19 protein-coding genes are annotated in these 21,960 nt (G+C 72.2%); 16 read left to right on the forward strand and 3 right to left on the reverse strand.

What is annotated here, in order from left to right:
- Nucleotides 1–182 precede the first annotated feature (182 nt).
- Nucleotides 183–836, forward strand: coding sequence for a phosphoribosylglycinamide formyltransferase (purN, locus tag ACFV57_RS20195; RefSeq protein ID WP_385233764.1), 654 nt, complete (start codon nucleotides 183–185; stop codon nucleotides 834–836).
- Entirely contained in the window at nucleotides 833–2,392 is a 1,560-nt protein-coding gene (purH, locus tag ACFV57_RS20200; RefSeq protein ID WP_385233767.1) for a bifunctional phosphoribosylaminoimidazolecarboxamide formyltransferase/IMP cyclohydrolase, read from the forward strand. The genes purN and purH overlap by 4 nt, the downstream gene beginning before the upstream one ends.
- A 149-nt stretch (nucleotides 2,393–2,541) precedes the next feature.
- Here purH and ACFV57_RS20205 read toward each other — a convergent pair whose 3' ends face one another.
- Both ACFV57_RS20205 and ACFV57_RS20210 read right to left on the reverse strand, forming a co-directional pair.
- Nucleotides 2,542–3,123, reverse strand: coding sequence for a hypothetical protein (locus ACFV57_RS20205; protein WP_385233770.1), 582 nt, complete (start codon nucleotides 3,121–3,123; stop codon nucleotides 2,542–2,544).
- Nucleotides 3,124–3,278: 155 nt separating this feature from the next.
- Complete coding sequence (locus tag ACFV57_RS20210) at nucleotides 3,279–4,094, reverse strand: RDD family protein (protein ID WP_385233773.1); 816 nt, start codon at nucleotides 4,092–4,094, stop codon at nucleotides 3,279–3,281.
- Between the two features lie 279 nt (nucleotides 4,095–4,373).
- On the opposite strand from ACFV57_RS20210, the gene ACFV57_RS20215 reads away from it, so the two are divergent.
- The 7 genes from ACFV57_RS20215 to ACFV57_RS20245 all read left to right on the forward strand — a co-directional run bounded on the left by ACFV57_RS20215 (nucleotide 4,374) and on the right by ACFV57_RS20245 (nucleotide 12,496).
- Nucleotides 4,374–5,228: a bifunctional methylenetetrahydrofolate dehydrogenase/methenyltetrahydrofolate cyclohydrolase gene (locus tag ACFV57_RS20215; RefSeq protein WP_385233776.1), complete on the forward strand. Its 855-nt coding sequence runs from the start codon at nucleotides 4,374–4,376 to the stop codon at nucleotides 5,226–5,228.
- A 50-nt stretch (nucleotides 5,229–5,278) separates the two neighbouring features.
- The gene (locus ACFV57_RS20220) at nucleotides 5,279–5,707 is read left to right on the forward strand and encodes a DUF3017 domain-containing protein (RefSeq protein WP_385233779.1); all 429 of its coding nucleotides are present in this window, start codon (nucleotides 5,279–5,281) and stop codon (nucleotides 5,705–5,707) included.
- Nucleotides 5,708–6,160: 453 nt separating this feature from the next.
- A complete protein-coding gene (locus tag ACFV57_RS20225; protein WP_385233782.1) occupies nucleotides 6,161–7,573 on the forward strand; it encodes a helix-turn-helix domain-containing protein in 1,413 nt (470 codons plus the stop codon).
- A gap of 412 nt (nucleotides 7,574–7,985) precedes the next feature.
- Nucleotides 7,986–8,975, forward strand: a complete 990-nt coding sequence (locus ACFV57_RS20230; RefSeq protein WP_385233785.1) for a malate dehydrogenase — start codon at nucleotides 7,986–7,988, stop codon at nucleotides 8,973–8,975.
- A 235-nt stretch (nucleotides 8,976–9,210) separates the two neighbouring features.
- Nucleotides 9,211–11,076, forward strand: a complete 1,866-nt coding sequence (locus ACFV57_RS20235) for a hypothetical protein (RefSeq protein ID WP_385233789.1) — start codon at nucleotides 9,211–9,213, stop codon at nucleotides 11,074–11,076.
- Between the two features lie 95 nt (nucleotides 11,077–11,171).
- Nucleotides 11,172–11,549 carry a hypothetical protein gene (locus tag ACFV57_RS20240; RefSeq protein WP_385233792.1) on the forward strand — a complete coding sequence of 126 codons (378 nt, stop codon included), beginning with the start codon at nucleotides 11,172–11,174 and terminating at the stop codon, nucleotides 11,547–11,549.
- A 2-nt stretch (nucleotides 11,550–11,551) separates the two neighbouring features.
- A complete protein-coding gene (locus tag ACFV57_RS20245) occupies nucleotides 11,552–12,496 on the forward strand; it encodes a hypothetical protein (protein ID WP_385233795.1) in 945 nt (314 codons plus the stop codon).
- Nucleotides 12,497–12,559: 63 nt separating this feature from the next.
- Here the strand turns inward: ACFV57_RS20245 and ACFV57_RS20250 are convergent, their stop codons facing one another.
- Nucleotides 12,560–13,063, reverse strand: a complete 504-nt coding sequence (locus tag ACFV57_RS20250) for a DUF1772 domain-containing protein (protein ID WP_385233798.1) — start codon at nucleotides 13,061–13,063, stop codon at nucleotides 12,560–12,562.
- A gap of 137 nt (nucleotides 13,064–13,200) precedes the next feature.
- Between ACFV57_RS20250 and ACFV57_RS20255 the strand changes: the two genes are divergently transcribed.
- The 7 genes from ACFV57_RS20255 to ACFV57_RS20285 all read left to right on the forward strand — a co-directional run bounded on the left by ACFV57_RS20255 (nucleotide 13,201) and on the right by ACFV57_RS20285 (nucleotide 21,909).
- Nucleotides 13,201–14,166: an AraC family transcriptional regulator gene (locus ACFV57_RS20255; RefSeq protein WP_385233801.1), complete on the forward strand. Its 966-nt coding sequence runs from the start codon at nucleotides 13,201–13,203 to the stop codon at nucleotides 14,164–14,166.
- Between the two features lie 279 nt (nucleotides 14,167–14,445).
- Nucleotides 14,446–15,954 (forward strand): aldehyde dehydrogenase family protein, encoded by a 1,509-nt coding sequence (locus tag ACFV57_RS20260; protein ID WP_385233804.1) that lies wholly within the window; start codon nucleotides 14,446–14,448, stop codon nucleotides 15,952–15,954.
- A 58-nt stretch (nucleotides 15,955–16,012) separates the two neighbouring features.
- Nucleotides 16,013–17,554, forward strand: a complete 1,542-nt coding sequence (locus ACFV57_RS20265; protein WP_385233807.1) for a GMC family oxidoreductase — start codon at nucleotides 16,013–16,015, stop codon at nucleotides 17,552–17,554.
- On the forward strand, nucleotides 17,554–18,678 hold the full coding sequence (locus ACFV57_RS20270) for a glycine betaine/L-proline ABC transporter ATP-binding protein (protein ID WP_385233810.1): 1,125 nt from the start codon (nucleotides 17,554–17,556) through the stop codon (nucleotides 18,676–18,678). Before ACFV57_RS20265 ends, ACFV57_RS20270 begins: the two co-directional genes overlap by 1 nt.
- Complete coding sequence (locus ACFV57_RS20275) at nucleotides 18,678–18,932, forward strand: hypothetical protein (protein WP_385233812.1); 255 nt, start codon at nucleotides 18,678–18,680, stop codon at nucleotides 18,930–18,932. Before ACFV57_RS20270 ends, ACFV57_RS20275 begins: the two co-directional genes overlap by 1 nt.
- Nucleotides 18,929–20,920: an ABC transporter permease gene (locus ACFV57_RS20280; protein WP_385233816.1), complete on the forward strand. Its 1,992-nt coding sequence runs from the start codon at nucleotides 18,929–18,931 to the stop codon at nucleotides 20,918–20,920. The genes ACFV57_RS20275 and ACFV57_RS20280 overlap by 4 nt, the downstream gene beginning before the upstream one ends.
- 2 nt (nucleotides 20,921–20,922) lie before the next feature.
- On the forward strand, nucleotides 20,923–21,909 hold the full coding sequence (locus ACFV57_RS20285) for an ABC transporter substrate-binding protein (RefSeq protein WP_385233819.1): 987 nt from the start codon (nucleotides 20,923–20,925) through the stop codon (nucleotides 21,907–21,909).
- Nucleotides 21,910–21,960: the final 51 nt, after the last annotated feature.

Genomic DNA, 21,960 nt, shown 5'->3' on the forward strand with positions numbered 1-21,960 from the left:
CACGCCCGACGCTACCTCTCGCGTGCGCCCCCGTCCCGTGGGGGCCGCGCGGTGTGCCGGTATCGTTGCTGACGGTCGGCGCCTTCGTAGGGTTCCCCGGTTTTCGGTGACCCATGGTTTTGTACGACCGCACAACATCGCACACCGCCGTACAGCAGCACCGCGCGAGAAAGAGCCCCGCCGTGGCCTCCGCTTCTTCTTCACCTGCCGTCCCCGCCGCTTCCCCGGCCCGCATCGTCGTGCTCGTCTCCGGTTCCGGTACGAACCTGCAGGCGCTGCTCGACGCCATCGCCGAACAAGGAGCCCGCGCGTACGGGGCCGAGGTGGTGGCCGTCGGCGCGGACCGCGACGCCATTGCCGGGCTGGAGCGCGCCGAGCGGGCCGGCCTGCCGACCTTCGTGTGCCGGGTCAGGGACCACGCCGACCGGGCCGCCTGGGACCGCGCGCTGACCGAGGCCGTCGCCGCGTACGAGCCCGACCTCGTCGTCTCGGCCGGTTTCATGAAGATCCTGGGCAAGGACTTCCTCGCCCGTCACGGCGGCCGGATCGTGAACACGCATCCGGCCCTGCTGCCGAGTTTTCCCGGGGCCCACGGCGTGCGCGACGCGCTCGCGTACGGCGCCAAGGTCACCGGGTGCACCGTCCACTTCGTCGACGACGGCGTCGACACCGGTCCGGTCATCGCCCAGGGCGTGGTCGGCATCCGGGACGAGGACGACGAATCCGCGCTGCATGAGCGCATCAAGGAAGTCGAGCGCAAGCTGCTCGTCGAGGTCGTGGGGCTGCTGGCCCGGCACGGCTACCGCATTGAGGGACGAAAGGTACTGATCCCGTGACCGCCGAAGCAACGAAGCGGCCCGTACGCCGGGCGCTGGTCAGCGTCTACGACAAGACGGGCCTCGAAGAACTGGCCCAGGGGCTGCACGCGGCGGGCGTCCGGCTCGTCTCGACCGGCTCGACGGCCGCGAAGATCGCGGCGGCCGGCGTCCCGGTGACCAAGGTCGAGGAGCTGACCGGCTTCCCCGAGTGCCTGGACGGCCGGGTCAAGACGCTGCACCCGAAGGTGCACGCGGGCATCCTCGCCGACCTGCGGCTGGAGGACCACCGGCGGCAGCTCGACGAGCTGGGCGTGGAGCCGTTCGACCTGGTGGTCGTCAACCTCTACCCGTTCGGCGACACCGTGGCCTCCGGCGCCGAGCCGGACGCCTGCGTCGAGCAGATCGACATCGGCGGCCCCTCGATGGTGCGCGCCGCCGCGAAGAACCACCCGTCGGTTGCCGTCGTCGTCAACCCGGAGCGTTACGCGGACGTGCTCAAGGGCGTCGCGGACGGCGGCTTCGACCTCCAGGAGCGCAGGCGGCTGGCGGCGGAGGCGTTCCGCCACACCGCCGAGTACGACGTGGCCGTGGCCTCCTGGTTCGCGGGGGACTACGCGGGTGACGGCGGCGAGTTCCCCGACTTCCTGGGCGTGACGTACGAGCGCAAGAACGTGCTGCGCTATGGCGAGAACCCGCACCAGGCCGCCGCGCTCTACACCGGCGGCTGCGGCGGCCTGGCCGAGGCCGAGCAGCTGCACGGCAAGGAGATGTCGTACAACAACTACACGGACACCGACGCCGCGCGCCGGGCCGCGTACGACCACACCGAGCCCTGCGTGGCCATCATCAAGCACGCCAACCCGTGCGGCATCGCGATCGGCGCGGATGTCGCCGAGGCGCACCGCAAGGCGCACGCCTGCGACTCGCTGTCGGCCTTCGGCGGCGTCATCGCCGTCAACCGCCCGGTGTCCGTGGCGATGGCCGAGCAGGTCGCGGAGATCTTCACCGAGGTGATCGTCGCCCCGGACTACGAGGACGGCGCGGTGGAGGTGCTGTCCCGTAAGAAGAACATCCGGGTGCTGCGCTGCCCCGAGGGCCCGCAGACGCCGGCCGAGTTCAAGCCGATCGACGGCGGCGGCCTGGCCCAGGTCAAGGACGTCCTCCAGGCCGAGGGCGACGACCCGGCCAACTGGACGCTGGCGACCGGCGAGGCGCTGTCCGACGCCGAGCTGGCCGAACTGGCCTTCGCCTGGCGTGCGTCGCGCGCCGTGAAGTCCAACGCCATCCTGCTCGCCAAGGACGGCGCCACGGTCGGCGTCGGCATGGGCCAGGTCAACCGCGTGGACTCGGCGAAGCTGGCCGTGCAGCGGGCCGGCGAGGAGCGGGCGCGCGGCTCCTACGCGGCCTCCGACGCGTTCTTCCCGTTCCCCGACGGACTGGAGGTGCTGCTGGAGGCGGGCGTCAAGGCCGTCGCGCAGCCCGGCGGTTCGGTCCGTGACGAGCAGGTCGTCGAGGCGGCGAAGGCCGCGGGCGTGACGATGTACCTCACCGGGACCCGGCACTTCTTCCACTGAGCCGGAGCCGGAGCCGGAGCCGGAGCCCGGGCCCCGGCCTGGACCCGAGCCGTACGCCGGCGAACGCGCCGAGGGCCGTACGCCCCTGAACGCGCCGAGAGCCGCATCCCGACCCGGGGTGCGGCTCTCGGCGCGTACGGCCCTGCGGCTCAGTAGCGCGGGCGCGTGAACCAGGCCGCGCCGTCCGTCTTGGAGACCATCACGATGCACACGACGCACATGATGTCGTAGACGAGACCGAACGGCATGAACACGAAGCTGAACAGGATGCCGAGCGCGCAGACGACGATCGCCATGACGCGGGCGCCGCTGCCGCCCTTGGAGAACTGGGTGGCGGACACGATCGCCGCCGCGCCCCAGATCACCATGCCGATGATCATCGCGATCAGGAGGCCCTTGCCGACCCGGAAGCTCTCGATGTTGCTCTCGGAGACGTACCCGGAGTTGCTGGCCTTGTTGATGGTGCTCAGCAGGAACACGACCAGGGCCAGGCCGATCAGCGTCAGCCCCGCCATGACGTAGAGCAGCACACGGGCGGCCTTCACACCGCCCGGCATCACGGTCGGCGCCGGTATGCCGGGCATCCCCGCGGGGCCGCCGGGGAACGGCGCGTAGGGCTGCATCGGCTGCTGCTGCGGGTAGCCGTACTGGGGCTGCGGCGGGCCCTGGGGCGGGCCCTGGGGCTGCCCCTGCGGCGGTCCGTAGGGGTTGGGCTGGTTCGGGTAGCTCACGAGCGGTGTCCTTCGGGCGGTGTGACCTGGTGTCAGCCGGTGCTGCACGGTTCCGGCGGTCCCGGGTGATGTAAGAGATCGGTAAGAGCCTACGGGGCGGCGAAGGCCCCCTCGCGCGGTTTTCGCGTGAGGGGGCCCCGGGGCGTGCGTACCGCTTACTGGGTGCGGACGACCACCGAGCCGACGATCTTGTCGGCGAAGGTCTGCGACTTCTCGTCCCACAGCGGCCACCAGAAGCCGAGACCGCACAGCGGCCCGTCCACCGCGTGGCAGATCTTGCGCACGAGGGCCATGCCGAAGCCGAGCTGCTGCCCGGTCGACTCGCGGATGACGCGGATCTTCAGGGCCTTCTTGCCCGGGGTCTGACCGGTGGAGCCTTCCTTGGCGATCAGGAAGAGCCCGCCGGCCAGGCCGAGCAGCGCGGCCAGCGCGACGAGGATGACCGCGAAGACGGGCATCCCGGTGTCCATGTTGTGGTAAGCATCCGTGATGCACTGGTAGTCGCCGGGGGCGCAGTAGGACGTGTCCGGCACCGTGGGCTTGGAGCTGGCGGCCACGATGATGGCGATGATGTACAGGATGCCCGGCAGCACGCCGACGATCAGGCCGTCGAGCAGGTAGGCGCCGACCCGCGCGCCCCAGCTCGCGTACCCCATCGGCGCGCCCATTCCCGGCATGCCGGGCTGGCCGTAGGGCGCGCCCTGCTGCGGGTAGCCGTACGCCTGCTGCTGGGGCACCTGCGGCGGCTGGCCGTACGGGGACTGCTGCTGCGGCGGGGCCTGCTGCGGGTAGCCGTAACCCGGCTGCGGCTGTGCCTGCTGCGGGTAACCGTACCCGGGCTGGGCCTGCGGCGGCTGCGGCGGCTGGCCGTACGGGCCCTGGGGGGCCTGCGGCGCCTGCGGGGGCTGGCCGTACGGGCCGGGCTGCCCCTGCGGCTGCCCGTAGGGATTGTTCGGGTCGCCAAAGCTCATTGGCTGGTTTCCTCCGTTGTTGTTCAGTGGGGGACGGCAGGGCGCGCTCGGAGGAAAACGTTGGGATCAGTGCCCCGCCCCCCGATGATGCCTGCGGCACTGACGGGCAATCTTTCTAGTTGCGCAATATCGTTGTCCAGTCAAGGTCCTCATGTGTTGTGCAAGTGCAATGATCGATTCCGTAAATGCATTTCGGTCATCTCCGGTCATCACTCATGTCCGTGGCCATAGCGCGCCCTGATTGGAACGGAAGTGGCTTCATCCGGGAGGATGGGGGGTATGAGCGCCCAGATTCTCGATGGCAAGGCCACCGCAGCCGCGATCAAGTCCGAACTCGCCGTCCGCGTGGAGGCACTGAAGGCCCGGGGCGTCACGCCCGGTCTCGGCACCCTCCTGGTCGGTGACGACCCGGGAAGCCGCTGGTACGTCAACGGCAAGCACCGCGACTGCGCCCAGGTCGGCATCGCCTCCATCCAGAAGGAGCTGCCGGACACCGCCACGCAGGAGGAGATCGAGGCCGTCGTACGGGAGCTGAACGAGGACCCGGCCTGCACCGGCTACATCGTCCAACTCCCCCTCCCCAAGGGCATCGACACCAACCGCGTCCTGGAGCTGATGGACCCGGCCAAGGACGCCGACGGCCTGCACCCGGTGAGCCTGGGCCGGCTGGTGCTGGGCATCGAGGGACCGCTGCCCTGCACCCCGTACGGCATCATCCAGCTGCTGCGCCACCACGGTGTGGTGATCAACGGGGCGCATGTGGTCGTGGTCGGCCGCGGCATCACCGTCGGCCGCTCGATCCCGCTGCTGCTGACCCGCAAGTCCGAGAACGCCACCGTCACGCAGTGCCACACCGGCACCCGCGACCTGGCCGCCCAGCTCAAGCAGGCCGACATCGTCGTGGCCGCCGCCGGTGTGCCGCACATCATCAAGCCGGAGGATGTCAAGCCCGGCGCGGCCGTCCTGGACGTCGGCGTCAGCCGTGACGAGCACGGCAAGATCGTCGGCGATGTGCACCCCGGCGTCGCCGAGGTCGCGGGCTGGATCTCCCCGAACCCGGGCGGCGTCGGCCCGATGACCCGCGCCCAGCTGCTGGTCAACGTCGTCGAGGCGGCCGAGCGCGCCGCGGGCTGAGCCCGCACCCCACGCAGCACCGGAACGGATACGGAAAGGGACTGCCACCCATGAGTGCCGAAGCGCACGCGGAAGGCGCCTCCGAACCGCAGCGGACCTCGCGCCGCTTCCCGCGGATCACCACCGACACCGCGCGGCCGGAGGGCGGCGCCCGTACCGCCCCCGGCAGCGCCGCCCCGCCCGCCCGGCAGTGGCCGCTGCTGGCCGTCATGGGCGGCGTGGCGCTCGGACTGTTCATCGTCGCCCTGGACGGCTTCCGTATCGGGACGCTCCTGATCGGGCTGTCCCTGCTGGCCGGGGCGGTGATGCGCCGGGTGCTGCCGAAGGTGGGCATGCTGGCCGTACGGTCGCGCTTCACGGACATGGCGACCTACGGCGGGCTGGGCCTGGCCATCATCCTGCTGGCGCTGATGGCGCAGCCCAAGCCGTGGCTGAAGATCCCGTTCCTGGACGACCTGGTGCACTTCACGGTCTGGTGAGCCGGGGCGGTACGGGGGAGGGGCGTCGCGCTCCGGTCCTCCCCCCCGCCCGCTGCTCTGTTCGTACGCGCCCCTTCCCCCCCCCGCGTCCGTACGTCGGCCTTGCGCCCGGCCCCCTCCGAAGTCACCCTCCTCCCGCGCCCGTACGTCGGCCTCGCGCCCGCCCCCCCCGAAGTCACCCGCTTCCCCGGATGTTGCAGCCCCCCGTGTCGAGACGGTCGGGAACGGCCGGTTCCGGCCAGGGCGGGCGGAAGTGTACGGGCGTGCGGGCCTGCGTGTCCGATGCCCGAATGCTCCCGTGCGCCCCGGAGATGGGAACTGGCATCCTGGCTCTGAGCATCCCTTTGGGTAACCACCGGGGCGGGCTGCGGGGGGTCGCGCCCCGGCGAAGGAGCGGACGCAAGAGCACTGGACAGGCGCAACCAGGCGCATATGGGGGGTTAGGGGGAGGCAATGCCTCGCTGGAGGGCGCTACCGGAAGAACTCGATCCGCAGGTCAAGGAGTTCGCCAGTCAGCTGCGCAGGCTCGTGGAACGCAGCGGCCTGAGCGTGGCCGCCGTCGCGGACCGTACCGGCTACAGCAAGACCTCGTGGGAGCGCTATCTCAACGGGCGTCTGCTGCCGCCACAGCGCGCGGTGGTGGCGCTGGCCGAGGCGACCGGAGCGCACGCCGGACACCTCACCACGATGTGGGAGCTGGCCGAACGCGCCTGGAGCCGTTCGGAGATGCGGCACGACGTCACGATGGAGGCCATCCGGGTGGCGCAGGCGCGGGCCGCGCTCGGGGAGTTCGGCCCGGCGCCGGGCAAGGCGAAGTCCCGTACCAAGGAGAAGATCAGGGACCGCGTCAAGGGAAAGACCGAGGAGCGGGGCAAGGAGCAGGACGGGGAGGCACGGAAGGACCGGGAAGCCGGAAAGGACCGGGCGGGCGACCGGGACGCGGCGCAGGCCGGGGACCCGGACCAGGGCCGGGCCGCCGCGCAGGCCGCCCCGGCACCCGCAGCGTCCCAGCAGCGCGGCGACGAGGTGCCGTCCGCCGCTGACTTCCCCGGCCTCGCCGCGTCGTCCACGGCCCCGGCGTCCTCGCCGACGGCACCGGGCACGTCGCCGCTGAAGCCCGCGGGGGACCCGGACGACACCGAAGGGCCGGGCCGGGTGACCTGGCCCCGCCTGGCCGGCTACCCGGACGCAGCCCCCGTTGCCCCGCCGCCGCGGCATGAACCCCCCGCGCAGCGGCAAGCGCCTGCGTACGACGCGCCCGGACCGGACGCCCGCCCCGAAGCAGGTGGCGGTCCGGCGCAGCCCGCGCCGTCCGCGGACTCCCCCGACGCCACCGAACGGCAGCTCCGCCGCCGCCGCGCCACGATGTTCCTGGCGGGGGTCGTCGGCGCGCTGCTCGTGATCGCCGCCGCGGTGCTGCTGCTGGACACCGGCGGCAAGGAGGGCAAGCAGGCGGCGCCCGCGCCGTCGGCGTCCCCGAGCAAGAAGCCGGTGCTGCCCGCCGGGGTGAAGTGCGCCGGTGCCGACTGCGCGGGCAAGGACCCCGAGACGATGGGGTGCGGCGGCCGGAACGCGGGCAGCCCGTCGCGGGGGTTCGCCGGGGGCTCCTTGATAGAAGTGCGGTACAGCAAGGTGTGCGGTGCGGCCTGGGCCCGTATCACCGGGGCCGCGCCGGGCGACGAGGCGGCGATCAGCGCGTCGGGCCGGACCGAGAGGACCAAGGCCGGGCAGGACGGCGACGCGTACACCGCGATGGTTCCGGTGCCCGGGGACCCGGCGAAGATCACGGCGTGCGGGACGACGGCGGCGGGCGTGAAGGGCTGCGCGAAGCCGGTGCCGGCGGGGTCGGGACGCGACGCCGGGTGAGGCGGACGGGGTGCCGGGGATGCCCGGGAGGCCGTCGCCGTCGGGAGCATTCCGGACGAAGGCCGCATCACGCGCGTTACGGGAAGGTGTACCGGCGGGGGATTGCGCCCGCGAATCGGGGGCAGGGGCAGAGATGACCCCCCACGGGTGCGGCACCATTCGGCGGCCGTCCGCGCTCCCCCTCCTTGAGCGGGCGGCCGCCCGCCACGCACCCGCGGGGGCCCGCTGGAGCTTCGCCGGCGGGCCGGTGAGGCGTTCCACACCGGCCCGGCGGCCGTGCGGTGCGGCGGTCCGATAGCCTGACGGCCGGGTCTCTCGATACCAAGAGATCTCGGTAAACGGGCAGGGGTTCCCGCCGCCACCAACGCGGCACGGGGGCTTGCCCCCAGAAAACATCGCGCAGGAGATCGCCATGACCCGCACTCCCGTCAATGTCACCGTCACCGGCGCGGCCGGTCAGATCGGTTACGCACTCCTCTTCCGCATCGCCTCCGGTCATCTGCTCGGCGCGGACGTGCCGGTCAAGCTGCGCCTCCTGGAGATCCCCCAGGGCCTGAAGGCCGCCGAGGGCACCGCCATGGAGCTCGACGACTGCGCCTTCCCGCTGCTGCGCGGCATCGACATCTCCGACGACCCGAACGTGGCCTTCGACGGCGCGAACGTGGCCCTGCTCGTCGGCGCCCGCCCCCGCACCAAGGGCATGGAGCGCGGCGACCTGCTGGAGGCCAACGGCGGCATCTTCAAGCCGCAGGGCAAGGCCATCAACGACCACGCGGCGGACGACATCAAGGTCCTGGTCGTCGGCAACCCCGCCAACACCAACGCCCTGATCGCCCAGGCCGCCGCCCCGGACGTACCGGCCGAGCGCTTCACCGCGATGACCCGCCTGGACCACAACCGCGCCATCTCGCAGCTCGCGCAGAAGACCGGCACCCCGGTCTCCGAGATCCGCAAGCTGACGATCTGGGGCAACCACTCCGCGACCCAGTACCCGGACATCTTCCACGCCGAGGTCGCCGGCAAGAACGCCGCCGAGGCCGTCAACGACCAGGCGTGGCTGGCCGACACCTTCATCCCGACCGTCGCCAAGCGCGGCGCCGCGATCATCGAGGCCCGGGGCGCCTCCTCGGCCGCCTCCGCCGCCAACGCCGCCATCGACCACGTCCACACCTGGGTCAACGGCACCGCCGACGGCGACTGGACCTCCATGGGCATCCCCTCGGACGGCTCCTACGGCGTCCCGGAGGGCCTGATCTCCTCCTTCCCGGTCACCACCAAGGACGGCAAGTACGAGATCGTCCAGGGCCTGGAGATCAACGACTTCTCGCGCGAGCGCATCGACGCGTCCGTCAAGGAGCTGGCGGAGGAGCGCGAGGCCGTCCGCGCCCTCGGTCTCCTCTGACCTCTCCGTGACGCGCGGGGCCCCGCCCCGCGGTACGTCCGGCCCGACCGGAGCCCGTACGGAACCTTGGTTCCCGTACGGGCTCCGTCGTTGTGTCACACCATCGTGGGACCTTCCGGGCAGCCGCCTGACAGAGCGGATCGGCCTCCTCTATGCTGCGGCCTTCACGACGCGCAACCCACCTGTGACAGTGGGCGTTCGGTGCCTTGGGGGGAATCAGGTGTCTCATCCGTACGTGCCGCAGCAGCCCGGCACGGCCGACGGCCCGCGCTCCGCGCCGCCGCAGCCGCCGCCCGGCAGCCCGCCATCCGCCCCCGGCGCCAGCGAGGCCACCCGGCTGCTGTGCGCGGGCACCTACCTCGACCCCGCCTACCGCGACGCGGTGATCGACGAGCTGTACGTCCACGAGGAGCGCCTCGCGGCCCCCTCCCTGGGTTTCGACGCGGCCCGCGTGCTGGCCCACGCGCTGCGCGCCCGGCGCATCGAACTGGCCTGGGCGGCCGCCGTCCTGCTGCTGTGGGTGGTGTCCGTCCCGCTGTCCTCCGCGCTGACCCTGCTGTATCTGCTGCCGGTCCTGCTGCTCTCGGTGGCCTCCTTCGTACGGGGCCGCGCCGCGCGCCCGCCCTGGTACCGGCGGGCCGCGGGCTGGCTGCTGCGCTGGTACGGGCGGTTCAGTGCGCTGGCCGTGGCAGTGCTGCTGCTGGTCATGGTGTTCGGGGGCGGTGACTCGGGCGGGTCCGGCGGCTCGCCGTACGGCTACTCCGGCAGCTCCTCCGGACTGTCCGGAAACCCGGCGCTGCCGTTCCTGCCGGCCGGACTGTTCGGGCAGGGCATCGGCGCGGCGCAGCCGCTCCACGCCTGGATCGCCCTCGCGCTCCCCTTCGTCCTGGCCTGGGCCGTCGGCGCCCGGCAACACCAGGTCGCCGGCGCACTGACCACCGAGCTGTCCCGCGCGCGCTTCCCCGACGCGGCGGCCGACCCGGCCGAGCGGGCCGAGGGCGGCCGGTTCCAGCGGCTGCGGCACCGTATCCGTACCGAGCAGCACGGGCCGCTGGTCATGTACCGCGCCGCCGACCCGTTCTGCGGCGCGGGCACCCCGTACGAGACCTGGTCGCTGTCGGTCGAGCTGCGACCGCGCAAGGACGCGGCGCCGGACGGGACCGGGGATGCCGGCGGCGGGCCGGTGCCGCTGGACAACGACACCGTCCTCCAGCGGATCATCCCCCTCGTCGCGGCGCTCCGCGAGCCCTCCGCACACGGCTCCCCGGAGGCCGCCGCCCCGGTGCGGGACCGGCTGCGCGAGCTGGAGATCGACGAGTGCGTCTTCCTGCCGGTGACCGGGCTGCCGTCCCGCGCCGCCGCCCCCTACGGCCAAGAGGGCTTCGCCGCCCACCGGGCCCGCGCGGTCGAGGAGGGCGGTGAGACCCGGCGGCACTTCCTGCGCATCCGGGTCGGCGGCTGGGGCGAGGGCATCGTCACGACCGTCTTCGTACGGGTCCACACGCAGGGCGGCATGCTCATGCTGGAGGTCGTGCCGCACGTGCTCTGGCCGGTGCGCGCGCTCTACCGCGAGGCCGACCGCATCGCGCACCGCTACCGGCACAACAACCCCTTCGGCAAGGCGGTGTGGGCGCTCGCGCAGACGCCGCGTTCCGCCGGGCGCGCGGTGGCGAGCCTGTGGCGCGGCTTCGTCTTCGCGTGGAGCCTGCTCACGGGCGGGCACGGCGGCGCGCTGCCCGACGGCCCGGCAGCCTCGGTCCGCGAACTGGGCTCCGACGGTGACGCCTCGCTCTTCCAGGAGATGGACGTCACCCGCTATCTGAAGAGCATTCAGGACCGGGTGGCGAGCGGTGTGCGGAGCGCGCTGTACGAAGCGGGCTGGCAGACCGACGAGTTCGAGCAGCGGATCGTCAACGTCAGCAACGGCGGGGTGTTCATCGAGTCCGCGCAGGGCGCCATCGGCATCGGCGACCACAACACGATCAGCAGCAGCGGAGGCGGGCTGGGCGGGGCGGCCGGCGCGGCGGGAAACGCGGCCGGGAATCCCGCCAAGCCCACCAAACCCGCCCACCCCGCCAAACCCGCCGACACGGGCTGGTGAAGGGCGGCGCCGGTACGGACCCGCCCGCCGCCGGGGCACAATCGTGACCACGGCCAACGCGCACGGCACCACAGCGGACGAACGGGGAGGCAGAGATGGCAACGGCTGACGGTCGCGACCGCGGCATCCACATCGGCGAGGTGCACGGCGCCTTCGCCATCGGCGACCACAACACGGTCACCCACCACGAGAACGCGGCCGGCCGCCCCGGCCCCGACCCCGCGCACGAGGAACTGCTCGCCGCCGTACGGCAGTTGCGCGAGGATCTGGCCAGGGTCATCGAGACACCGCAGGTCACGCTGCTGACCGCCGAGCTGACCGACGCCCAGGAAGAGATCGAGACCACCGGCCGCACCGCCCCCGGCCGGCTCGACCGGCTGCGCGCGGCGCTGTCCGACGCCGGCACGGTCACCGGAATGCTGGCGTCGGGCGCCGCCGTGGGGCAGGCCGTGGCCGCGCTGCTGGGAGGCTGAGCATGAGCGAGCAGGGGGGCGGCGCGGGCGGCGCGCGCTGGAACGACGAGGAACAGCGCTGGGACTCCGGCGGCCCGGCCCCCGCGCCGTACACGAGCCCGCCGCCGTCCAGGCCCGGCCACGTCCCAGGACCCACGCCGCCGCCCGGTACGGACTTCCACGACGACGCCACGGCCGACGCGACGCACCATCCGGCCCACCCGTCGCCCCACTCCCCGGGCCACGACCCGGCGGCGGCCCCCGGCACCGGGATCTCCGCCGCCCGCCCGCAGTCCTGGCCGACGCCGCTCGTCGTCGGCGCGGCGGTCGCCGTGGTCGCCGCGGGGTTCGGCGGCGGCTGGCTGCTGTGGGGCGGCGAGGACGCCACGGTCCGCTCCGACGCCCGCACGTCCGCCTCGGCCCCCGCCGCGCCGGACGGACGCTCGACCGCCCCGGCCACACCGCCCGGCTCCGGCGGCGCCCCCACGACCGGCGACTCGGCGTCCGGCTTCCCCTCGGGCACCGTCCCGACCGGCTACCGCCTGGCCCGGGACACCGCCGGCTTCACCCTCGCCGTACCGGAGAAGTGGCAGCGCACCGAACGCAAGGACGGCGTCTTCTACACCGCCCCCGACCAGCGCTACCTCCTCCAGATCTTCGAGATCACCGAACCCGACATCTCCCCGTACGAAGCCCTCAAGGCCACCTCCGACAGCCTCGCCGACAAACCGGGCTACGTGCAGATGAGCCTCGGCCCCACCACGGACGTCGGCCTCAGCTCCGGCACCACCGAACTGGTCTACGCCTACGACAGCGAAAAACTGGGCGTCCGCGCCCGCGTCACCGACCGCGCCTTCACCGTCCCCGACGGCCGCCAGTTCGCCATCCTGGTCCTCGGCCCCGACGCCGACTGGCCCGCCCAGAGCCGCATCCAACAGACGGCACTGCGGTTCTTCGAGGCTCGCTGAGCCTGGGCGCGCTGACGAACCGGCCGAATAACCGGCCCGCACCACGGGCCGGCCGGGCCGGGCTCACATACCCCCGCCTTTGACGCTTCCGTGCAGCAGCAGCCCCCGGATCAGGCAAGCCAAGGCTGCTGTGGTGGTGAGGGTGCGGATGTGGTTCCAGTGGGTCCACCTTGCTTCGAAGTGCGTGCGGAGGGCTGCGAGGCCGTCCGGGGTGCCTGCGGCTTCGAGGGTGTTGTTGAGGGGGACGTTGACGGTGAAGGTGATGGCGAGCATCACCGCGTAGAGGGCGAGCGCGGCCGTCAGCCAGAGGAGGGCGGGGCCCGTGCCGGTGCGCAGGTGCAGGGCGATGGCGGCGACGATGAGGAGTGGGGCGCCCACGAAGGCGAGGGCGAACCAGCCGTTCAGGATGGCGCTGTTGATCCGCTGCATCGCGGTGACGAACGTCGCGTCGTCGGCCTGGCGCAGGCCCGGCAGCACGGCGCAGGAGAACGCGAAGAAGAGGCCCGCGATGAGGCCGGTGGTCACGGTGGCGGCGCTCAGCGCCGCGGTGCGGATCGAGTCGTACATGGCTGGCGGTCCTCCGCTCACGGCGTCCGGCGGCTCCGGCGCTGTCCCGTCCAGTCAAGGCCGGTGCGCCGGGCCGGACCATCGGCGGGCGGCTCACTCGCATGTCCGTACGTCCAGCCGTGTCCTACGCTCACGCCATGGACACCCTGACCGGTCTGCTGGACGGGCCGCGGGCCCGCGGCGCCTTCCTGATGCGCTCGGTCCTGTCGCCGCCCTGGTCGCTGCGCATCCAGGACGAGGCGCCGCTGACCCTGGTGTTCGTGGCGCGCGGGGACGGGTGGGTCGTCCCGGACGGAGCCGCCCGGGAGGGCGCGGTGCGGTTGCTGCCCGGTGACGTGGTGATCCTGCGCGGGCCCGACCCGTACACGGTCGCCGACGACCCGGCCACCCCGCCGCGCGTCGTCATCCACCCGGGCCAGGTCTCCGCGACGCCGCAGGGCGCGGCGCTGTGCGAGGCGATGGGCCTCGGCGTACGGACCTGGGGCGACGGCCCGGACGGTCCGGTGGTCCTGCTCAGCGGTACGTACCAGATGCGCGGCGAGGTCAACCAGCGGTTGCTGCGCGCGCTGCCGCCGCTGGTGCGGCTGCCCTCCGACGCCTGGAACTCGTCGCTGGTGCCGCTCCTGGAGGCGGAGATCGGCAGGGACGAACCGGGCCAGGAAGTCGTCCTGGACCGGCTGCTGGACCTGCTGCTGACCGCTGCCCTGCGGGCGTGGTTCGCCCGGCCGGAGGCGGCGGCGCCGGGCGGCAACGGCGCGTACGGCGACCCTGTGGTGGGCCGCGCGCTGCAACTGTTGCACGACGACCCGGCACAGTCGTGGACCGTCGCCGGACTGGCCGCCGCGTCCGGCGTCTCCCGGGCCGCACTGGGCCGCCGCTTCACCGCACTCGTAGGCGAGCCACCCATGACGTACCTGACCAGCCTGCGGCTCGCGCTCGCCGCCGACCTCCTGCGCGAACCGGACGTGACGATCAGCGCGGTGGCCCGCCGAGTCGGCTACGGCAGCCCCTTCGCCTTGAGCGCCGCTTTCAAACGGGTGCGGGGGGTAAGCCCTCGCGGTCACCGCCAGGGCGGCGGCGTGACCTCACACCCGACGGCCTGAAGATGGCAGCGACGCCCCACGACACCTGGCGGCGGTCGCCACGGTCCCATTCGTTCAGGTCGGCGGCCCAGAGGCCCGGCCCGGTGGCCGCCCCCAGGGCCGTAAGGACCGACGGGTGACCCGGTTCGGAGCAGGCAAACATGCATTTCGGGGGCCGGAAGAGTGAGTCGGGTCACTTTCCCCGGAAGTTTCGGCATAGGTAAAGGGCTTCCGGGGAGGGGTCCTCGTTGCTGGTGTGAACCAGTGGGAACAAACCGGTAGTCGAAAGGCAGAACAGACGTGTCGGCAAGCGAGACGATTCACGTAGACGGGGTGTGGCGCTCCGCCGTATCCGGCGCCACTCGGGAGATCCTGGACCCCGCCGATGCGAAGACGCTCGAAGTCGTCGCCGAGGGCGGCGCGGAGGATGCCGACGCGGCGGTCGAGGCCGCGCGCCGTGCCTTCGACGGTGGTGCCGGTGCCTGGCCCCGCACCCTCGTCGCGGAGCGGGCCGCGCTGCTGCGGCGGGTCGCCGACCTGCTCCAGCGCGACCGCGAGGAGATCGCGCTCATAGAGAGCCGGGACACCGGCAAGACCCTCGAAGAGGGCCGGGTGGACGTGGACGACGTCACCAACGCCTTCCGGTACTTCGCGGATCTGGCGATCAACGAGAGCGGCGGGCGCGTCGTGGACGCGGGCAGCCCCGACGTGCACAGCGTCGTCGTGCACGAGCCGGTCGGCGTCTGCGCGATGATCACGCCCTGGAACTACCCGCTGCTCCAGGCGAGTTGGAAGGTCGCCCCGGCGCTCGTCGCGGGCAACACCTTCGTGATCAAGCCGAGTGAGGTCACTCCGCTCTCGACGGTGTACCTCGTCAAGCTGCTCGTCGAGGCCGGGCTGCCGGCCGGGGTCGCGAACATCGTCACCGGCGCGGGCCTGCCGGTCGGCCAGCGGCTGGCCGAGCACCCGGATGTGGACCTGTTCTCCTTCACCGGTGGGCTGGTCAGCGGTACGAAGGCCGGTTCGGCGGCGGTCGCGGGCGCGAAGAAGATCGCGCTGGAGCTGGGCGGCAAGAACCCGAACGTCGTGTTCGCCGACTCCTGCGCCACCGACGAGGGCTTCGACACGGCCGTGGACCAGGCGCTGAACGCCGCCTTCATCCACAGCGGCCAGGTCTGCTCGGCCGGTGCCCGCCTGATCATCGAGGAGTCGGTGCGGGACCGTTTCGTCGCCGAACTGGCCCGCCGCGCCGAGAAGATCAAGCTGGGCCGCGGCACCGCCGAGGGCGTCGAGTGCGGCCCGGTCGTCTCGCAGCAGCAGCTGGAGAAGGTCGAGGCGTACGTGGCCTCGGCCCTTCAGGAGGGTGCTCAGCTGCGGTGCGGCGGACGCCGTCCCGAGCCCAGCGATGTCCGCCCGGCCACCGGCTACTTCTACAGCCCGACGGTCCTGGACGGCTGCCACCGCGACATGAAGGTGATCCGCGAGGAGACCTTCGGGCCGATCCTGACCGTGGAGACGTTCACGACCGAGGACGAGGCCGTCGCGCTGGCCAACGACACCGAATACGGTCTGGCCGGCGCGGTCTGGTCGGCCGACACCGCCCGCGCGCGGCGCGTCGCCGCCCGGCTGCGGCACGGCACGATCTGGATCAACGACTTCCACCCGTACCTCCCGCAGGCCGAGTGGGGCGGCTTCGGAAAGTCCGGCATCGGCCGGGAACTGGGCCCCGCGGGTCTGGACGAGTACCGCGAGAGCAAGCACGTTTACGAGAACCTCCGGCCCGAGCCGGTCCGTTGGTTCGCGGGCTGAGGGCCCGTCTGTTCATCGCACCACGCTCGCACGAACTTTGCAGAAGGAGCACCACCTCATGCCCGTGTACGACTACGTGATCGTCGGCGGTGGCACCGCCGGATCGGTGATCGCCTCCCGGCTCACCGAGGACCCCGGCATCAGCGTCGCCGTCATCGAAGGCGGCCCGTCCGACATCGACCGCGAGGACGTGCTGACGCTGCGCAAGTGGCTCGGCCTGCTCGGCGGCGACCTGGACTACGAATACACCACCACCGAACAGCCCCGCGGCAACTCGCACATCCTGCACAGCCGCGCCAAGGTGCTGGGCGGCTGCTCGTCGCACAACACCCTGATCTCCTTCAAGCCGCTGCCGTCCGACTGGGACGAGTGGGAGGCGGCGGGCGCCGCCGGCTGGGGCGCCGAGGACATGGACCCCTACTTCGGCAAGCTGCGCAACAACATCGTGCGGGTGGCGAAGAAGGACCAGAACCAGATCGCCACCGACTGGATCGAGGCCACCAAGAGCGCCCTCGGCGTGCCCGAGGTCGTCGGCTTCAACGACCAGCCGTTCGACGAGGGCGTCGGCTTCTTCGACCTCTCGTACCACCCGGAGAACAACAAGCGTTCCTCCGCCTCGGTCGCGTACCTGCATCCGCACCTGGAGGCCGGTGACCGCCCCAACCTCACGCTGATGCTGGAGACCTGGGCGACGAAGCTGGAGCTGGACGGCACCACCGCCAAGGGTGTGCACGTCCGGACGAAGGACGGCGAGGAGGTCTACGTCGAGGCCGCGCGCGAGGTGCTGGTGTGCGCCGGCGCGGTGGACACCCCGCGGCTGCTGATGCACTCGGGCATCGGGCCGAAGAAGGACCTGGAGGCGCTGGGCATCGACTGCAAGGCCGACCTGCCGGGCGTCGGCGAGAACCTGATCGACCACCCGGAGTCGGTGATCGTCTGGGAGACCAACGGGCCGCTCCCGGACAACTCCGCGATGGACTCCGACGCGGGCCTGTTCGTGAAGCGGGACCCGGACCACAAGGGCCCGGACCTGATGTTCCACTTCTACCAGATCCCGTTCACCGACAACCCGGAGCGGCTGGGCTACGAACGCCCCGAGCACGGCGTGTCGATGACGCCGAACATCCCCAAGTCCCGCTCCCGCGGCCGGATCTACCTCACGTCCAAGGACCCCGAGGTCAAGCCCGCACTCGACTTCAAGTACTTCGAGGACGAGGGCGACTACGACGGCAGGACCCTCGTGGACGGCATCAAGCTGGCCCGTAAGGTCGCCCAGGCCGAGCCGTTCAAGAAGTGGCTCAAGCGCGAGGTCTTCCCCGGCCCGGATGTCACCGACGACGAGCAGATCAGCGAGCTGGTCCGCAAGGCGGCGCACACCGTCTACCACCCCGCCGGTACCTGCAAGATGGGCGCCGCGGACGACAGGCTCGCGGTCGTCGACCCCGAGCTGAAGATCCGCGGCCTGTCCGGCATCCGCATCGCCGACGCGTCGGTCTTCCCGACGATGCCCGCCGTGAACCCGATGATCGGTGTGCTGATGGTGGGGGAGAAGGCAGCTGAGCTGCTGGTTGACTCCCCGACCCAGGGAGGTGGTGCCTGATGGCCGCCACCGCCCCCGAAGCCGGTATACCCCAGCCCCGCGAGGCCGCCGACAGCGCGCCGGCCGAAGACCCCCGGGACCCCCGGGACGTCGTGTTCTCCGTCCGCAACCTGTGGAAGGTCTTCGGCCCGAAGGCCGAGCGCGTCCCGGACGACGCCGAGCTGACCGGTCTGTCCGCGCAGGAGCTGCGCGAGCGGACCGGCTGCACGGCCGCCGTCCGCGACGTCAGTTTCGACGTCCACAAGGGTGAGGTCTTCGTCGTCATGGGCCTGTCGGGCTCCGGCAAGTCCACCCTGGTGCGCTGTCTGACCCGGCTCATCGAGCCGACCAGCGGCGGCCTGGACATGGACGGCGAGGACGTGCGCGCCATGGACAAGTCCACGCTGCGCGAACTGCGCCGCCGCCGCGCCGCCATGGTCTTCCAGCACTTCGGCCTGCTGCCGCACCGCTCGGTGATCGACAACGTGGCGTACGGCCTGGAGATCCAGGGCATGCCCCGCGCCGAACGCCGCGAGCGCGCCGCCGAGATGGTGGAGAAGGTCGGCCTCGCGGGGCTGGAGAACCGCCGCCCCGGGCAGCTGTCCGGCGGGCAGCAGCAGCGCGTCGGGCTCGCCCGCGCGCTCGCCGTGGACCCCGAAGTCCTGCTGTTCGACGAGCCGTTCAGCGCGCTCGACCCGCTGATCCGGCGGGACATGCAGGAAGAGGTCGTCCGGCTGCACGAGGACGAGGGCCGCACGATGGTCTTCATCACGCACGACCTCGCCGAGGCGCTGCGGATCGGCGACCGGATCGCCCTGATGCGCGACGGAAAAATCGTTCAACTGGGCACGCCCGAGGAGATCGTGGGCTCCCCGGCCGACGACTACGTCCGCGACTTCGTCCAGGACGTACCGCGCGAACAGGTGCTGACCGTACGGCGTGCCATGCGCCCGGCCGAGGACGGCGAGTCGGAGACGGGCGCCGCGCTGGCGCCGGACACCCTGGTCGCCGACGCCATCGAGGCCGTCGCCCGTTCCGGCGGCTCGGCCCGCGTGATGGACGGCAAGCGCTGCCTGGGCATCGTGGACAGCACCTGCCTGCTCAACGTCGTCGCCCGAATAGACGCCGGCGAGGTGGCTGCCTGATGTCCGCGCATACCAGTACCGCCGACTCCGTCCTCGCGGCGGCCGGCTGGCCCCCGACGCGGCGGCCCGTGCGGGTCGCCCCCGCCCAGGTACGGACCCTCGATCCGCCGACCAGGAACCGTACCCGGCGTGTCCCTGCCGCCCGCTCCCTGGCGGACCGGCTCCGCACCGCCGTACGGCACCGCTGGCACGAGGCCCAGCGCGCCGCGGCGATGCAGGTCCCGGCCGGCACGGTGAAGCGGGGGCGCGCATGACGGCCGCCACTCCCACCGCACACACCACCGCCGCGCCCGATCAGCAGGGCGCCCTGCGGGCCGCCCTCCAGAGCCGCGGCCTCCGCAAGATCCTCATCCTCGCCGTCGCCGCGGCGGTCCTCGTACCGCTCGCCCACGCCAAGTGGTCCAGCGGCACCTGGCCGAGTGACCTGACCGTCGACCTCACCGGCCCGCTCGGCCGGACCAGCGACTGGATCATCGACAACCGCGACAGCCACCCGCTGTTCGTGTACTTCCTCGGCCACCTCAGCAACGCCGTCGTCATCTCCGTACGCGCCGTCTACCAGTTCCTGCTGCTGCTCGGCTGGACCGGCGTCACCGCGGGCGTCACCCTCGTCGCCTGGCGCGTCGCGGGCGTCCGGATCGCCGCGACCGCGCTGATCTCCTTCGCCGTCAGCGGCGTCCTGGACATGTGGCTGCCCACCATGCAGACCCTCGCCCTGATGATCGTGGCGGTGCTCGCCTCCGTCGTCGTGGGCGCGCTGCTGGGCCTGGCGGGAGGCCTCTCGGAGCGGCTGTTCAAGATCCTGCGGCCGGTGCTGGACACCATGCAGGTACTGCCGGCCTTCGCGTACCTGCTGCCCGTCGTGCTGGTCTTCGGCATCGGCGTGCCCGCCGCGCTGCTGGCCACCGTCGTCTACGCGGCTCCGCCGATGGCCCGGCTGACCGCGCTCGGCCTGCGCGGCGCCGACCCCGGCGTCCTGGAGGCGGTCTCCTCGCTCGGCGCGACCGGCCGGCAGCGGCTGCTGACCGCCCGCCTGCCGCTGGCCCGCAAGGAACTGCTGCTCGGCCTCAACCAGACGATCATGATGGCGCTGTCCATGGCCGTCATCGCCTCCATGATCGGCGCCGCCGGCCTCGGTGACCGCGTCTACCAGGCCCTAGCCTCGGTGGACGTCGGCGCCGCGCTCGCCGCCGCCGTACCGATCGTGCTGCTGGCCATCGTCATGGACCGTACGACCGCCGCCGCGGGCGAGCGGATGGGCGCCGACCCGGCCGCCCGCGGCCCCGAGCTGCTGCGCGGCCGGCGCGCCTGGGCCGGTATCGCCGTCCTCACCGCGCTGGTGACCGTCGCGGGCCGGCTGGCCGGCTCGACCGTCTGGCCGTCCGGCTGGACGGTGGCCATCGCCCGCCCGGTCAACGACTTCAAGGAGTGGATGGTCGACCACCTCTACTCCGGCGTCCCGGTCGTCGGCGGCACCGCGGACTGGGCCGCGCACTTCACCTCCTGGGTCCTGGACCCGCTGCGCGACGGCCTGACGGCGCTGCCCTGGTGGGGCGCGCTGCTGATCGTCGCCGCGCTGGCCTGGCTGATCGGCACCTGGCGCACCGCGCTGACCGCGACGCTCGCGATGGCCGCCATCGGCGTCCTGGGCGTCTGGAAGCCCTCCATGAACACCCTCTCCCAGGTCCTCGCCGCCCTCGCGGTGACCCTGGTGCTGGGCTTCGGCATCGGCGTCCTCGCCGCGGGCAGCAAGCGCCTGGAGGCGATCCTGCGCCCGGTCCTGGACGTCATGCAGACCATGCCGCAGTTCGTGTACCTGATTCCGGTGGTCGCGCTGTTCGCCGTGGGCCGCGCCCCGGCCGCTGCCGCCGCCGTCGTGTACGCGCTGCCCGCGGTCATCCGCATCACCACCCAGGGCCTGCGGCAGGTCGACCCGGCCGCCATGGAGTCCGCCCGCTCGCTCGGCGCCACCCGCTGGCAGACCCTGCGGCAGGTCCAGCTCCCGCTGGCCAGGCCCGCGCTGCTGCTGGCCGTCAACCAGGGCGTCGTCCTCGTCCTCGCCGTCGTCATCATCGGCGGCCTGGTGGGCGGTGGCGCGCTCGGCTACGACGTCGTCACCGGCCTGGCGACCGGCGACCTGGCCCTCGGGCTGGTCGCGGGTGTGGCCATCGTCTGCCTGGGCCTGATGCTCGACCGGGTCACCCAGCCGACGCAACGCCGCACCACGGGGAAGGGAGCCTGACCATGTCCCGTACCCGTATACGAGTCGCCGGTGCCGCGGTGCTGGCGGGGGCGACGCTGCTCGCCCTCTCCGGCTGCGGCAAGGCCGACATGACCAAGCAGGGCTCGCCCTTCCAGGCGCCCGGCGGCGCCAAATCCGTGACGCTGTCCACCCAGACCTGGGTCGGCGCGCAGGCCAATGTCGCGGTGGCCAAGTACCTGCTCGAACACGAGCTGGACTACCACGTCGACACCGTCCAGGTGGACGAGATCCCGGCCTGGGACGCGCTCAGCCAGGGCCGGGTGGACGCCATCCTGGAGGACTGGGGCCACCCGGACCAGGAGAAGCGTTACGTCAAGGAGAAGAAGACGATCACGGCGGGCGGCGGCAACGGCGTCACCGGCCACATCGGGTGGTGGGTCCCCAAGTACTGGGCCGACAAGCACCCGGACGTCACCAGCTGGAAGAACCTCAACAAGTACGCCGACCAGCTGCGCACCTCCGAGAGCGGCAGCAAGGGCCAGCTGATGGACGGCTCGCCGTCCTACGTCACCAACGACAAGGCGCTGGTGAAGAACCTCAAGCTGGACTACGAGGTCGTCTTCGCCGGTTCCGAGGCGGCGCAGATCACCCAGATCCAGCAGTTCGCCAAGCAGCAGAAGCCGTTCCTGACGTACTGGTACGAGCCGCAGTGGCTGTTCAACCAGGTGCCGATGGTCGAGGTCAAACTCCCCGAGTACACCGACGCCTGCGCGGACAAGGGCGCGAAGGACCCCGCGTCCGTCGACTGCGCCTATCCGACGACCCCCCTCCAGAAGTTCTTCAACACGGAATTCGCCAAGGGCGGCTCCGAGGCCGCGGCCTTCCTGAAGAACTTCCACTGGACGAAGGAAAACCAGAACGAGGTCTCCGAGATGATCGCCTCCGACGGCCTGTCCGCCGACGAGGCGGGCAAGCGCTGGGTGGAGAAGCACCCGGACATCTGGAAGAAGTGGCTGCCGAAGAAGTAGCCACGGCTCAGCGGAGCACCGGCCGGGGCCGGGCGGGTCTGTCTTCGGACC

The sequence above is a fragment of the Streptomyces sp. NPDC059788 genome (genome assembly GCF_042732265.1).
In the GTDB taxonomy this organism is placed as follows: Bacteria; Actinomycetota; Actinomycetes; order Streptomycetales; family Streptomycetaceae; genus Streptomyces.